General features: G+C 50.1%; 12 protein-coding genes. 6 read left to right on the top strand and 6 right to left on the bottom strand.

The features are described from left to right. On the top strand, nt 1–303 hold a 303-nt coding region (locus tag JW881_08955), incomplete at its 5' end, for a hypothetical protein (protein ID MBN1697628.1). Nucleotides 304–470: 167 nt separating this feature from the next. Continuing rightward, a complete protein-coding gene (locus JW881_08950) occupies nt 471–2,270 on the top strand; it encodes a thiol-activated cytolysin family protein (protein ID MBN1697627.1) in 1,800 nt (599 codons plus the stop codon). Nucleotides 2,271–2,296: 26 nt separating this feature from the next. On the opposite strand, the gene JW881_08945 is transcribed toward JW881_08950, so the two are convergent. Next, nucleotides 2,297–3,160 (bottom strand): glycoside hydrolase family 16 protein, encoded by an 864-nt coding sequence (locus JW881_08945; protein ID MBN1697626.1) that lies wholly within the window; start codon nt 3,158–3,160, stop codon nt 2,297–2,299. A 170-nt stretch (nt 3,161–3,330) separates the two neighbouring features. On the opposite strand from JW881_08945, the gene JW881_08940 reads away from it, so the two are divergent. After that, the gene (locus tag JW881_08940) at nt 3,331–3,846 is read left to right on the top strand and encodes a hypothetical protein (GenBank protein MBN1697625.1); all 516 of its coding nucleotides are present in this window, start codon (nt 3,331–3,333) and stop codon (nt 3,844–3,846) included. Here the strand turns inward: JW881_08940 and JW881_08935 are convergent, their stop codons facing one another. The 4 genes from JW881_08935 to JW881_08920 all read right to left on the bottom strand — a co-directional run bounded on the left by JW881_08935 (nt 3,847) and on the right by JW881_08920 (nt 7,501). Then, nucleotides 3,847–4,608 carry a tryptophan synthase subunit alpha gene (locus JW881_08935; GenBank protein MBN1697624.1) on the bottom strand — a complete coding sequence of 254 codons (762 nt, stop codon included), beginning with the start codon at nt 4,606–4,608 and terminating at the stop codon, nt 3,847–3,849. Next, a complete protein-coding gene (gene trpB, locus JW881_08930) occupies nt 4,601–5,827 on the bottom strand; it encodes a tryptophan synthase subunit beta (GenBank protein ID MBN1697623.1) in 1,227 nt (408 codons plus the stop codon). The genes JW881_08935 and trpB overlap by 8 nt, the downstream gene beginning before the upstream one ends. After that, nucleotides 5,820–6,554 carry a GntR family transcriptional regulator gene (locus JW881_08925; GenBank protein MBN1697622.1) on the bottom strand — a complete coding sequence of 245 codons (735 nt, stop codon included), beginning with the start codon at nt 6,552–6,554 and terminating at the stop codon, nt 5,820–5,822. Before JW881_08925 ends, trpB begins: the two co-directional genes overlap by 8 nt. 164 nt (nt 6,555–6,718) lie before the next feature. Next, nucleotides 6,719–7,501, bottom strand: a complete 783-nt coding sequence (locus JW881_08920; GenBank protein ID MBN1697621.1) for a dienelactone hydrolase family protein — start codon at nt 7,499–7,501, stop codon at nt 6,719–6,721. Between the two features lie 214 nt (nt 7,502–7,715). Between JW881_08920 and JW881_08915 the strand changes: the two genes are divergently transcribed. The 3 genes from JW881_08915 to JW881_08905 all read left to right on the top strand — a co-directional run bounded on the left by JW881_08915 (nt 7,716) and on the right by JW881_08905 (nt 11,182). Continuing rightward, nucleotides 7,716–8,339, top strand: coding sequence for a hypothetical protein (locus JW881_08915; protein MBN1697620.1), 624 nt, complete (start codon nt 7,716–7,718; stop codon nt 8,337–8,339). A gap of 5 nt (nt 8,340–8,344) precedes the next feature. Further along, nucleotides 8,345–10,234, top strand: coding sequence for a hypothetical protein (locus JW881_08910; protein MBN1697619.1), 1,890 nt, complete (start codon nt 8,345–8,347; stop codon nt 10,232–10,234). A gap of 96 nt (nt 10,235–10,330) precedes the next feature. After that, nucleotides 10,331–11,182 (top strand): RluA family pseudouridine synthase, encoded by an 852-nt coding sequence (locus JW881_08905; GenBank protein MBN1697618.1) that lies wholly within the window; start codon nt 10,331–10,333, stop codon nt 11,180–11,182. Here JW881_08905 and JW881_08900 read toward each other — a convergent pair. Further along, the gene (locus tag JW881_08900; GenBank protein MBN1697617.1) at nt 11,157–12,380 is read right to left on the bottom strand and encodes a xylanase; all 1,224 of its coding nucleotides are present in this window, start codon (nt 12,378–12,380) and stop codon (nt 11,157–11,159) included. The two genes, JW881_08905 and JW881_08900, sit on opposite strands and share 26 nt — an antisense overlap. Between the last annotated feature and the right edge of the window lie 36 nt (nt 12,381–12,416).

The following is a 12,416-nucleotide window of genomic DNA, read 5'->3' as shown; positions in this document are numbered from 1 at the left end:
GCCCAGACAAATCCTCCCACAGATCCTCCAACGACACCGCCGCCGACGGCGCCTCCGGTTACTACCTATACGCTTACCGTGTATTACTACGACGGAAGCGGCAACAGTTGTTCCTACACCGAAAGAAACATCCAGGCGGGAAGCTGCGTCCCGATTTCGACCGCACCCGCGTTTGACTCACACGCCGTCCATATTACGTTTAAATACTGGAACCTGTCCGGGAATGCATATCTTCTCGATTCCGGACCGAATACCCAGGTTTGCGGTATACAGTCGAATGTGACGGTGAGTGCCGAATATTAGTTGCCGGATAATCATGTCTGTGAGGAAGCAGGAGTCCGAAAGGGAATCTGCTTCCTCTTTCCATATCAGGCGACGGTGGAAAAATATATTGAAATATGCGGGATATATGATATAATGTCTGCTGTTGCCTGAGTAAAAATTATCCGAAAAACAAGGGGGATATCACGATGAAAAAAAACATAATAACGGCGGTTTTTGTGTGCCTCGCCTTTCTTGTTTTGTTATCCGGTTGTGACGATATTGCATCGGGTATTCCGTATCCGGAAGAAGAACTCATCAACTCGAACATAAGAAACCTCTCTTTCCTGGATCAGAATGAGGAAACGGGCACGAGCAGGTTCGGCCCCGTAGAAGATTCGGGGACCACCTGTCCGCTTTACGGTTACGAGGCGTGTCTCGGCAGTTACGATAATGTCTGCCTTTCTCCCGAGACGGAAAACATCTGGCCGGGGGCGCTTATCGACGGACCGAGTATCCTTACAGGGGCATATAAACCGATTAATGTGAAGCGCCGTTCCCTGACGATATCCATTGACGGGGGTTCGAATGTCGGCGGAAGGAATATCACCGTCAATCCCGTATATCCGGGAGTACCCGAAGCCCTTGCCCAATTCGGGAAACCCGGACTTGCGCGAGTCATTCATAAAATGGAAAATGTGTACTCGGCGGATCAATTGACGATGCTGTTCCCCGTTCATCTCGTTTCCGAAGGGCGTTCCGGGTTGCCTCCGCTCGAGGAGGTATTCGATTTTGCAGGTAACGCAACAGCCACGAGGAAGCTGATCCAGTTCATATTTATCTATTATACCGCATCAATCGGGACAGTAAAGCACCCCGCGGATTTCTTCGACCCGTCGGTCACCTGGGAACAAATCGCCGGTGAAATATCGGGATCCGTGTCGCCGGTGTACGTATCATCGGTGTCATATGGGAAAATGGGGTTTATCTTTGTCGAGTCGGCCGAGGATAACGAGACACTCACCGCCGCACTGAATTTTACCATCGACGGGGCGTATGCCGCAGGGAATGAGGAGCGGTATAAAAACGTGATCGATGAAAGCACCATCTCGTGCCTTCTCATAGGGCAGCATAAAGAAGCGGACTTCACCGGGCTCGGGGGCTTCGACGATGTGCGTTCGATGGTTGCAGGTTTAAGGGATTATGAGGATATATCCTCATACGAACCCCTCATTTACCGGCTCAAGTACCTGAAAAACTACAATTTCGTACGGGTCGTGCTTTCCGCCGGGTATTGCAAACGTGAATGTGAAGACCTTCCCTACAAGCTGACGATCAGGTCCGTCCTCGACGGCGGCGTTCCCCTGATAAAAGAATGCGAGGTGAGGAGCGACAGTGAGATCATTCTCTCCACCGTTCCCGTATACCATTTATTGGACGGAGAACATCGGTTCATTTATTGGAAGGAACCGATGGGCCTGGCTGAGATCGAAAATTATGAAAACAACAATACGATCGCCAGAAGTTTCAGGGACAATTGCACGATCGACGCCCAATACTATTTCCAGGGCGGGCCGACTCCTTCTCCGACATCCGATCCCGGTTCAACGTCTTCTGCAACGTCTCCGCCGGTGACGAATCCACCGGTCACGAATCCGCCGGTCACGAATCCGCCGGTCACGAATCCGCCGGTTACGAATCCACCGGTCACGAATCCACCGGTCACGAATCCACCGGTCACGAATCCGCCGGTCACGAATCCGCCGGGCGGATATAGCCTGACGGTCACCTATTACGATTCAAGCGGGGAAAGCCACACGTACACGGAGCAAAACATATCGCCGGGAAGCTGTGTGTCCATTTCGACCGTGGCCGCGTTCGATTCGCATGCAGTTCATGTCGTTTTCAAAAACTGGAGTCTGTCCGGGAACGCGTATCTACTCGATTCCTCACCGGATACCCAGGTCTGCGGGATCCAGTCGAATGCGAGTGTGAGTGCCGAATATTAGAGGCCTCAGCCTTTATCAAACCCGGATCATTCAGGCTGATATACCCGTATCCAGTCGACATAGAGGTACTGGGGAAAGACGGTTGTCTCGTCCGGCGGTCCGGGCCAGAAGCCCCCGACGGCGAGGTTGAGGAGGATATAGAATGGCTGGTGAAACTCACTCGTTTCCTGTGCCGTTATCGATTGCGAAAAAACGGGCGTACCGTCGAACCGCATGGTAACCGAATCCTCTTCCCATACGCATTCGTAGTAATGCCAGTCATCGGCCAGCTTTTCATTGTGCTCGTGGTCGTCGCCATTCGTCTCGTGGCCGCCGTCGTCCCAGTGCATTGCGGAATGGACGATACGGTCATTGATCCCGTCCGTTCCGCCCCCGATCATTTCGAGAATATCGATTTCACCGCACGCCGGCCACCCGCCGCTTACCCCCATCATCCAGAGGGCGGGCCACATCCCCTGTCCGTACGGCATCTGCATCCGGGCGGCGATGATCCCGTACTTCCAAGAGTGTTTCCATTTTGTCACCATTCTTGCCGAGGTATAGCCGCCGTCGCCCCCCGACGTTTCGATGGCCTTTATGACAAGCACCCCGTCGTTGATCGAGGCGTTCCGGTCGCCGGTGCCGTTGTCGGTATACCGCTGCCATTCGCCGTTCCATGAAGGACTCCAGCCGGTCGCCTGTGTTTCGTAACTCCAGTTTGAAAGGTCGATATCGGGCCCGTCGAATTCGTCGCTCCAGGCGAGGGTGAATCCATCCGGTGCGCTCCATGTATCCTCGCTTGTACTCGGCGGCGGCGCCGTAAAGGGTTCCCTCACCCGCGGTTCCGAGGGGCAGCTTTGAAGGAAGAAAATAAGAAAAATCGGTATCATGCCGATAGAAATGTTTTTCATTGGGACCTCCTTCTTAAAATATAGTGCATGAAAGGATTAAATACAAAAAGAATGGCGGTATCTGATGCACGGCCAAAAGTGAAAAACGGAAGAATCGGCGGAAAAATCGAAGGATTATCGATTTATAAACGATTGTTCTACGTTAGTTTCATTTTTCAAGGAGGATGTATATGAATAAAGAGAATGGCATTATTATGGTGTGTATGGCAATCTGTATGGTCATGATGTCTGCGGGCTGCGAGGATCCGTTATACGATATCGACGGGCGGCAGGCCATGGATATGGAGACGGATATGGTCGGTGCTTCCGTATCCAATATCGGTTTGAAAGCGGAAGAACGCGGTGATGAACTGGTGATAAGCTGGAATGCGGCGGAGACGATCGTGTCGGCGGGAGTAAAATATACCGGGATTACCGGATCGAAAGTGTCGGTGGTCGTATCGCAACTGGAACCGAAAGGAATAATATGGGGTCCCCTTAACATGCATGAGTCTTTCAGCGGTACCGGCAGCAAATCATGGGGAAGCGGGTCCTGGCCGGCAATCTATTGCAATACCTGTATGAAAGTGGAGATTAAGGTCCAAGTATTTGCCTCGAGCATGTATGTTCCATATACGGGCAGGTGGTACAGCGCCGGTACGTATACGTACTATGAAACGATGATATATGACAGATTCTGTCATTGACTACCGCAATCCCCGGATGAAATCGCCCGCTGAGGGAATGCCCTTTTCATCGATAATCCGGATCGTCTGCGTCCCGATCACGGCGATATCGGCCTTGCCCGAAAGAAAATCCACGTCGGCCTTGTCTTTCACTCCGAAGCCCAGGGCAAGGGGGAGGTCCGTCGCGTTACGGCAACGGGCGAGGTAGGTTTCGAGCTGTCTGGAAAAAGAGGTGTCGAGGCCGGTCACGCCCTTTCTCGCGACACAGTAGACAAAGCCGCTCGCGCGGGATGCGATCAGTTTCATCCTCTCGTCGGTTGTCGTGGGTGAAAAGATGAATATGGGATCGAGTCCGTACCGGTTCATGGCCTCGAGATATCCGGTCCCTTCTTCGAGGGGGAGGTCGGGGACGATCGCCCCCCTGATATTTCCCTTTGCCATGGCGCCGGTAAAGGCTTCGACTCCGTGTTTGAAGAGGATATTGTAGTAGCTCATGAAAAGGAAGGGAATACCGAAATCCACGGCGACACGCTTTCCAAACTCCAGGCATTGTTCGACCGAGATGTTTCCGGCAAGCGAGACCTGGTTCGCGTGGAGGATGACCGGGCCGTCGGCGATGGGTTCGGAAAAGGGAATCTGGAGTTCCATGAGATCGACCCCGGCTTCCACCATGGTTTTGACGATACGATACGACTCCTCCAATGTCGGGTATCCGATCACGATATGTGTCATGAGAAGGATCTTCTTTTCATTCAGTTTGTTTTTGATATAATTTTCAAGCATTGTATTCCTCCGCTTTTGCCTTGATAAAGGACTTCCATGCGGGGTCGCCGAAGGCGTCCGCTATGGTGAAAATATCCTTGTCGCCCCTGCCGGATTGATTGATGACGATGATCTCATCATGCCCCATGTTCGGGGCTTCCCTGAACGCACCGGCGAACGCATGGGCCGACTCGAGTGCCGGGATGAGTCCTTCCATGCGGGTCGTCATGGAAAGGGCTTCCACCACCTCCTTGTCGGTTGCCGTTTCGAACCGCACCCTTCCTTTATCTTTCAGATCGGCGAGAATGGGAGAAACCCCCACGTAATCGAGCCCCGCGGCGACGCTGTGGGTCTCGAGCATCTGTCCGTCCGGGTTCTGGAGAAAATAGGTCCGGTATCCCTGCGCGATTCCGACACTCGCGTCACCGGAAACAAGCCGTGATGCGTGACGGTGGCTTTCAAGGCCCAGCCCGCCGGCTTCCACACCCACCAGTTCGACCGGATCGTCGAAGAATCCACTGAATATTCCCATGGCATTCGAACCGCCTCCCACGCACGCAAAGACGCGGTCCGGAAGCCCTCCCTCCCGTTCGAGCATCTGCTTCCTCGTCTCCTTCCCGATAATGGATTGGAAATAACTTACCATTTCGGGAAAGGGGTGGGGACCGCAGGCGGTGCCCAGGACATAGTGGGTCGTGTCCATGTTCGAGACCCAGTCACGGAGGGCTTCATTGATCGCGTCCTTGAGAATCCGCGTTCCCTCGGTTACGGGCACGACCGTGGCGCCGAGGCGTTCCATCCAGAAAACATTCGGCCGCTGCCGGTGCACATCGACTTCGCCCATATAGATGGTGCAGTCGAATCCGAACTTTGCGGCCATTGTCGCGGTGGCAACCCCGTGCTGGCCGGCACCGGTTTCCGCGATCACGCGTGTTTTCCCCATCCGTTTGACCAAAAGCCCCTGACCCATGACATTATTTGCCTTGTGCGCGCCGGTGTGATTCAAATCCTCACGTTTTATATAGATTTTAGCCCCTTTGAAATGCCTTGTAAGATTTTCGGCATAAGTGAGGGGGGTTGGTCTGCACGAGTAGGTGGACATGAGGTCGGTGTATTCCTTCCAGAAAGCCGGATCGTCCTTTGCCCGATGAAACTCGGTGATGAGTTGTTCCATCGTCGACATGAGAATTTCGGGGATGAAGAGGCCCCCGTAATCGCCGTAATAACCACGTTTATTCATTGTCAAAACCTCCGATTTTTTGTGTAAAAATGAATCTGTCCGTCAGGCAGGAAAGCTCGGAATAAATGGCGTTTTCCATCAGGGGAAAATGAAGATACCGGCGTACGAGGAGAATGGGGGTTTTGGGATCGATTTTGAATAAGGCCGATTTTTCGACATCGGCATATCTGATGGTAAAACTCTGTTTCCCGTGCGTGGGCCGCATCCGGTATTGTTCCAGGATCACCCGGGAGAGTGAGGTCTGCGAGAAATCATACGCATCGATATCGGGAAAGATATCGGGGGCAAGGTAGATGTCCTCGATGAGAAAAGCCTCCTCGCCGACGGCGCTGAGACGGGAAAAAAAATAAGCCCTCCTGCCTGAAAAGGGATTGTCCGGATGACTATCGACACGGACAAGTCCGATTTGTTTCACATTCATTCTGTTCAGCGTTATATCCTTTTTCTCGAACGCCGACATGGTCCCCCCGAGGGAAAAAAGATCGATTTCTTCCTCCATGCCGACAACGAAGGTGCCCGATCCCCGCTTTCTTCTCAATATCCGCTGCCGTACGAGAAGTTCGGTGGCCTGACGGACGGTCGGCCTGCCCAGGCCGTATGTTGAGGAGAGTTCCTGCTCCGAGGGTATTTTCGATTCGGACGGATAATCGCCGGTTCGTATTTTATCAAGGATGATCTGTGCGAGTTGATAGTACAGCGGAACCGGTGATTGCGTATTTAGGTTCATGAGGATTAGTATACATGAGAATTGTAAAGTTGTCAAGACAACATTACAAATAATGTACCTTATTTTATAAAAAGAGAGGGTCCATTATAAATGAATGAACACTCTCTTCATGTTTATGAGTATGACTCACTCCCCTCTCACTCACAGAACGACCGGTCTATCAGCTATTTTTCCGGATGTTTGATATTCTTTTCGAGAAAATCAAGTGTCTGGTTCCATGCCTTCTGGGCCGTACCCCCGTTATTATAGGTCTCACTCGAGACAAACGCGTGACCCACGCCGGGATAGATGGTAATCGTATGACTCACGCCCTTTTGTTCGAGTGCGGCTTCAAAGGCTTTTACCTGGTTTACCGGGATATTGCCGTCATTTTCACCAAAAATACCCAAAACCGGCCCCGCTTGATCGATGTTACCCAGATGCGCGGGATCCGTGATAGGTCCCGAGCCGTAGAAAATAACGACGGCCGCGAGTGAAGGATTTCTCGTTCCCATATACATCGACTGTGTACCGCCGAAACAGAATCCGAGTGAAGCGATCCTTGAAGCGTCGACATTCTCGAGGGATGTGAGGTACGAAAGGGCCGCGTCCAAATCTTTCCGTATCTGTTGCTGCGGCGTATTCCGTACGAGATTCAACGCTTCATTCGCGGTTTTACCCACCTTTCCGCGATAGGCATCCGCCGCCAGCACGACATATCCTTCCGAACTCAGTATGTCGGCGAGTTTTTGAATGTCCCTGTTGAGTCCCCACCATTCATGGATCATAAGCACACCGGGAAACGGACCTTTACCCGGAGGTGTTGCCAGATACCCTTTTAGTGACACATTATTGCCGCCGCTGAACTCGACATTCGTTTCCGCCGGGTCTTTCGGATCGGCGGCATATAAAAACACCGTGCTTACAATAAAAGCAATACAAATTAATAATAACCTCTTTATTTTCATACGATCCTCCTCATGAAAAAGATGTTATAAAAAAATACGTTCTAGAAGGATGTTTGATGATAGTTTTGATCGCCATTTATTTGATTAAATTCCTTCTCGCACTGTTAAGCGGATTCAGGTTTATATATATTAATATGATTAGGATACCGGTAAAAGTATAAATTCCATAAATTATGGTTGACATGGTAAAAACAGCGTATTAGTATACTATCCTATGAGTGAATCAGGCAGTCATGGAAAGCATTCGACCTTTGTAACGGTCGTCGCATGGGTATTTATCGTCATTTTTTCTTTTTTGACGTTAACCGCGTTGTTGTTGAATATTATGGTGTTTTCCTTCATGGAAGATATGAAAAAACTCGATGTTGGAAATAAAACCGTACAGAAGGAACCCGAACCGGACGGATTACAGTTTTTCAGAAATAATTTCAATTCCCTTTTTATTACAGGGCCGCCTTTTTTTGTCGTTTCGGTGATCATGCTTCTTTCCGCAATCGGGCTGCTGAACAGGCTCAATATCGCTCGAATTCTTTTTATGTCCATGTTGATCATGATCATAACGGCGATTTTATTCCTCTTCATGTACAAGCTTCTCTTTTCCTTTGGCGTTTCATCGGTTTCACAGGGCAGTCCCCAAACACTTTATTCCAATTTCAGCGGCTGGCTCCAATCGATGACGGTCCTCATCAATGTATTTACCGTTATCATACCGACCGGTATAATGGTCGTTTTTGTTTTTATTATAAAAAATCTTTTATCGAAAGACGTTATCCTGGAGTTTCATCCTTTTCTCCGTGAAAAAGAAACAGGGGGGGGAGAGATCACCCGGGTTATGTAACATTCATGGACATACTTCAAATCGATTCAAAGACAATCAAGATCGAAAAGAATAGTCTCGCATTTCATCTCCACTACCACTTTTCATGGGATAATATTATACGTCATCCCGAAAGTATTGCGCTTGACAATAACCGGGTGAACGCCTTTTTCCCGACCTCGGTGATCAAGGATACCATCACGGAACATGAAAAGGGATTTTCCGTCACGCGATTATGGCATATCGTTCCTGCGGGGAGTATTTCTCTTTTTTTCGCGCTGGATCTGCTTCATGGTATCGATGTCCCTTATTTCTTTCCGTGCCTGAGTGAAGGAGAAAGGGTACCCTCAAAAAAAATAATGGTAATGGGTGAACGGCTTTCATATCCGTCTTCCGTCTTTCTTTTCCCGGAAAAAACCGCGGTCCTCATCGCGGGGAGTTATCCGGAGAAAGAAGACGAGCAGGGGAGTATCGGATTGGAGATTGTGACAACGGATTCGGGAAGGAAACTGAGGACGGAAATCTGTTTTCCTCCCCGTGAAATGCTGCCGAAATCGATTCTTTCCCGGAATGGATATATTCAGGGAGAAGAAAACAATCACTTCGCTTCCGAAGGTAACCTGAAAAAGGAAATCACTTTTCACGTTCTCATCGAACAGGGAGGGAAAATATATCCCACGGCCGTCTTGCATGCGCAAAAATATTACCGGGGGCGGCAGTCTCAGCAAAGCCAGAAGCCCTCCTTAAGCGGACGCGAGGCGATAAAGATCATAAAAGACGGAATCATCCGATGTTTGGAAACGCTTCTCGTCGATTCCCGTGGTGTTTTCGGGCCCCTTTTATCATCCGGAAGCCGGCTCGTTTCACTTCCTGCCGCCGCGAACCTGGCCTTACTGGTGCAGCAATTATATGATAATGATCTCTCAATGCATGAAAAATCACTCCGTCTGGCGGATTTCGTCCTTAAAGGCCAGTATCCGAACGGTATGTTCTTCGAGTACTATCATTGTGACAGGAAACGATGGGAAACCGATTCAACGCTGAATGAAAAAACGAAAAAGCTGTCCCGCAGCTATCTCCTCCCGCCGGTGACACAGCTGTTCCGGTCCGCCCGAATCGCGGAAAGCCTGCTTTCCTTTTCCGCCTTGCTCGGGAAGAAGGGTTTTCCCTGTGAAAAGTATTTTATGGCGGCGCACAAATTCCTTGAACTCTTCTTTGATCAAAAAGGCAAGCTTATCGATATTAACGCCGACGTCGTTATGGATTCACTCGAAGCAAAAGCACATTCGCTGTCGTGCCTGGAGTTGATCTTTCCTTTGACCTGTTTGTATAAACTGTCTGATAAGGATAAATACAGAAAAGCGGTAAGGAAAATAAAAGATGATTTCTTTATCGATGCTTTTCCATACAATAAAATGCTTTCCATGAAAGAGGGGGCGCCGCCGGATTACGACACCTCATTGCTTCTCCTCAAAGCCGCGGTCATACTTGAAGAAATCGGATTTCCCCCGCGTAATCTGGAAGCGCATATTCATGCGATTCTCCCATGGATTTATTATAACAAATCGGAAGGCTCGTGCGGCAATGACGGTATGCGCGGTATCATCGACTCGTTCACGAATTGCAGAATCGTTTTCAGGGGATTCGAGTTGTCCTACTATCTTTTAAAGGTTATGGGATTAATCGACAAAAAATCGCTTGCCAAACTTCTTTCCGGGCTTGTCGATGAACTCATCGATTTTTCAAGGGATATACCGATAGGAACTCCGTGGTTTCTGCATGCCTTATGGTCTCCGGAGGGGGACGGCGACAAGGTTTCTCGTGGAGATACGGGTGAATTCGATACCGGGATTTTTGTCAGTGAGGCGCATTATCTCTTGAAAATCGTGAGTGAATTTTCTGATTTCCTGAAATAACCGGTGGCTTCATATCATGGAGGGCGGAATTCCAGCCGCAGGGATATACCGGGAAAAATATGTCCGTTCCGGCCCGGTATTAATAATGAAAAGGCGATGAAAGTTTTTTACATACAACTTAAAAAGGACGAACGATCCGCCCTCGGAAACCTTGTCCGCGAATACCTGTCGATGACAAAAGAAAAAGCGGAAGAACTCATACGTATCGGCGCGGTATGGGATACCCGTACGAAAAGGCGGCTGAAAGACACGGATGCGGTCGTCACCTCAGACCGCCTTATCCGCATCAACATGCCCGTCCGGGCAGTCGTTCCGTATCCCTTTGACTCAAGAGATATTGTCGTTGAGGAAGACGAGTTTCTCGTCGTTTACAAAAAGCCGGGGTTCCCGACGATTCCGGCCCCGTATGCCGATGTCGCTTCTCTTTCGTGGGGACTTGAACGCTATTTACGTTCGGTGACAAAAACGGGCAAAGCATTCCCGGTCAACAGACTCGATACACCGGCATCGGGGTTGCTCTTCTTTGCAAAAAACGCCCGTATGCAGGTTGTCTTGAACGGAATGTTCAAGGAGCGAACGATCAAGAAATATTATCTTGTAAAAACAAAATTTTTCCGCTCGGTAAAAAGGTCATACACCATCACCGATACCCTTGCGTGGAAAGGAAAAGAACAGCCGGCCGTCACGCGCATATGGTTGATGCACGCCTCCGATGATGCCTGCTGTTTTCTGGTCAGGCCGGAAACGGGAAGGACACATCAGATACGGAGGCATTTTCAACAGTACCTTGTCCCTATCTGCGGCGATACCCGCTACGGGAATGACCGCGGGGAGAAACGGCTTGCACTTCTCTGCTTTGCCTATATTTTCCGGCATCCTGTCACGGGAAAAAAGGTAAAAGTGAGTCATCTGCCGGACGGGATCATGGCGCCGGATGATATATTCTGAAGGTTCCGCTTACCATGAGAAGACCGAGCATATAGCAAAGCCCTTCGTAGTAACGGGCGTCACCCGACGGCACCGGCAGGCACCATAATTTTTTCACGAAGCCCTTCCGTTTTTCATTTGTTGCAGCCAGCGCCGCAACCGCGTTCATCGCGATGAGGCCGGAGTTGTGATTGTCGCAGAGACATTTCCCGTCCAGGGTGTATTGATCCCCGTAGGTGTCAAGGCCCTCGTTGAAAAAGAAATCGAGCAACCGGTTACTCTGTATGATCGCCCATCGGTCCGCTTCAAACCACGCGTAATCCAGGGCAACATTCATCGCGACCCTCCACGCGTCGTAGCGGAAATCGGCCTGACCGCCGCCGAAATGATTTGTCGGTGTTCCGTCAAAAAGGGCGTAATCCGGGGCGAGTCCGGTCACGGGATGAACGGCTTTTTTCAGGAATTTCCTGCCGGCCTTCGCCGCTTCGAACCAGAATCCGTTATCCCGTTCCGCCCATCGGGCCCATAATTCATAGAAATGGGGAAGGTGGTATGACGGGTCGGTAAAAGTATACGGGGGTTTGTCTTCATTTATTTCGGGATGGAAGGGAGAAAATACAATCTGATGATGAAGTTCGTGAAACATATTGGTGATGGTTCCGTCGTTCCCGTGCTCGTCTTTTTTATGAAGCATCGTATCGAGGACGGTTTGTGCTTCGGAAGCATAGTCGAATATACCGCTTCCGTTTCCCCATCGGGCCGATGCGAAAAACAATGCCATCACAATCCATTCCTCCCCGTCGGATGCGGAATTGGGATCGATAATCGTTCCGTTCGTTTTACACTGCCAGGCGAAATAGTTTTTACGGGGGCCGTCTTTATGCTGCATGTAATCTTTCGTCCATTTCCAGAGTCTGTCGAACTCGTCCTTTTTGTCCAGCTGGACGGCGATCATCAACCCGTACGACATCCCTTCGCTTCGTACATCGTTATGATAAATATCCTTTATATAGGCGGTATCGGGGGCGGCCTGAAAATAGAAGCGTTCTGTCCGCTCATTGCCGTAAAACAGCCTGTTCCATGCATCCGCGATTTTACGATGGACGAGATCGTCGGGAACGGCAAGCAGGTCATGGAAAAGATTCCGGTACTTCCCCGTGTCGAACGACCCCCGCCCGTCGCGGGTCTTACGTCGTGTGATATGAAAGGTATTGTGCATAAGCATCAATATAATAAAAAAGAAGAAATAAGACAA

It is taken from the genome of Spirochaetales bacterium (assembly GCA_016930085.1).
Taxonomy (GTDB): Bacteria; Spirochaetota; Spirochaetia; order SZUA-6; family JAFGRV01; genus JAFGHO01.
Note: the sequence above shows the minus strand (reverse complement) of the source record. Positions and strands in the feature narration are given on the sequence as shown.

Excerpts from the sequence above, each read along its gene's own strand:
- JW881_08905 (MBN1697618.1), top strand. The coding sequence starts at position 10,331 with ATGAAAGTTTTTTACATACAACTTAAAAAGGACGAACGATCCGCCCTC.
- JW881_08920 (MBN1697621.1), bottom strand. The coding sequence starts at position 7,501 with ATGAAAATAAAGAGGTTATTATTAATTTGTATTGCTTTTATTGTAAGC.
- JW881_08900 (MBN1697617.1), bottom strand. The coding sequence starts at position 12,380 with ATGCACAATACCTTTCATATCACACGACGTAAGACCCGCGACGGGCGG.
- JW881_08935 (MBN1697624.1), bottom strand. The coding sequence starts at position 4,608 with ATGCTTGAAAATTATATCAAAAACAAACTGAATGAAAAGAAGATCCTT.
- JW881_08910 (MBN1697619.1), top strand. The coding sequence starts at position 8,345 with ATGGACATACTTCAAATCGATTCAAAGACAATCAAGATCGAAAAGAAT.
- JW881_08915 (MBN1697620.1), top strand. The coding sequence starts at position 7,716 with ATGAGTGAATCAGGCAGTCATGGAAAGCATTCGACCTTTGTAACGGTC.
- JW881_08940 (MBN1697625.1), top strand. The coding sequence starts at position 3,331 with ATGAATAAAGAGAATGGCATTATTATGGTGTGTATGGCAATCTGTATG.
- JW881_08925 (MBN1697622.1), bottom strand. The coding sequence starts at position 6,554 with ATGAACCTAAATACGCAATCACCGGTTCCGCTGTACTATCAACTCGCA.
- JW881_08945 (MBN1697626.1), bottom strand. The coding sequence starts at position 3,160 with ATGAAAAACATTTCTATCGGCATGATACCGATTTTTCTTATTTTCTTC.
- trpB (MBN1697623.1), bottom strand. The coding sequence starts at position 5,827 with ATGAATAAACGTGGTTATTACGGCGATTACGGGGGCCTCTTCATCCCC.
- JW881_08950 (MBN1697627.1), top strand. The coding sequence starts at position 471 with ATGAAAAAAAACATAATAACGGCGGTTTTTGTGTGCCTCGCCTTTCTT.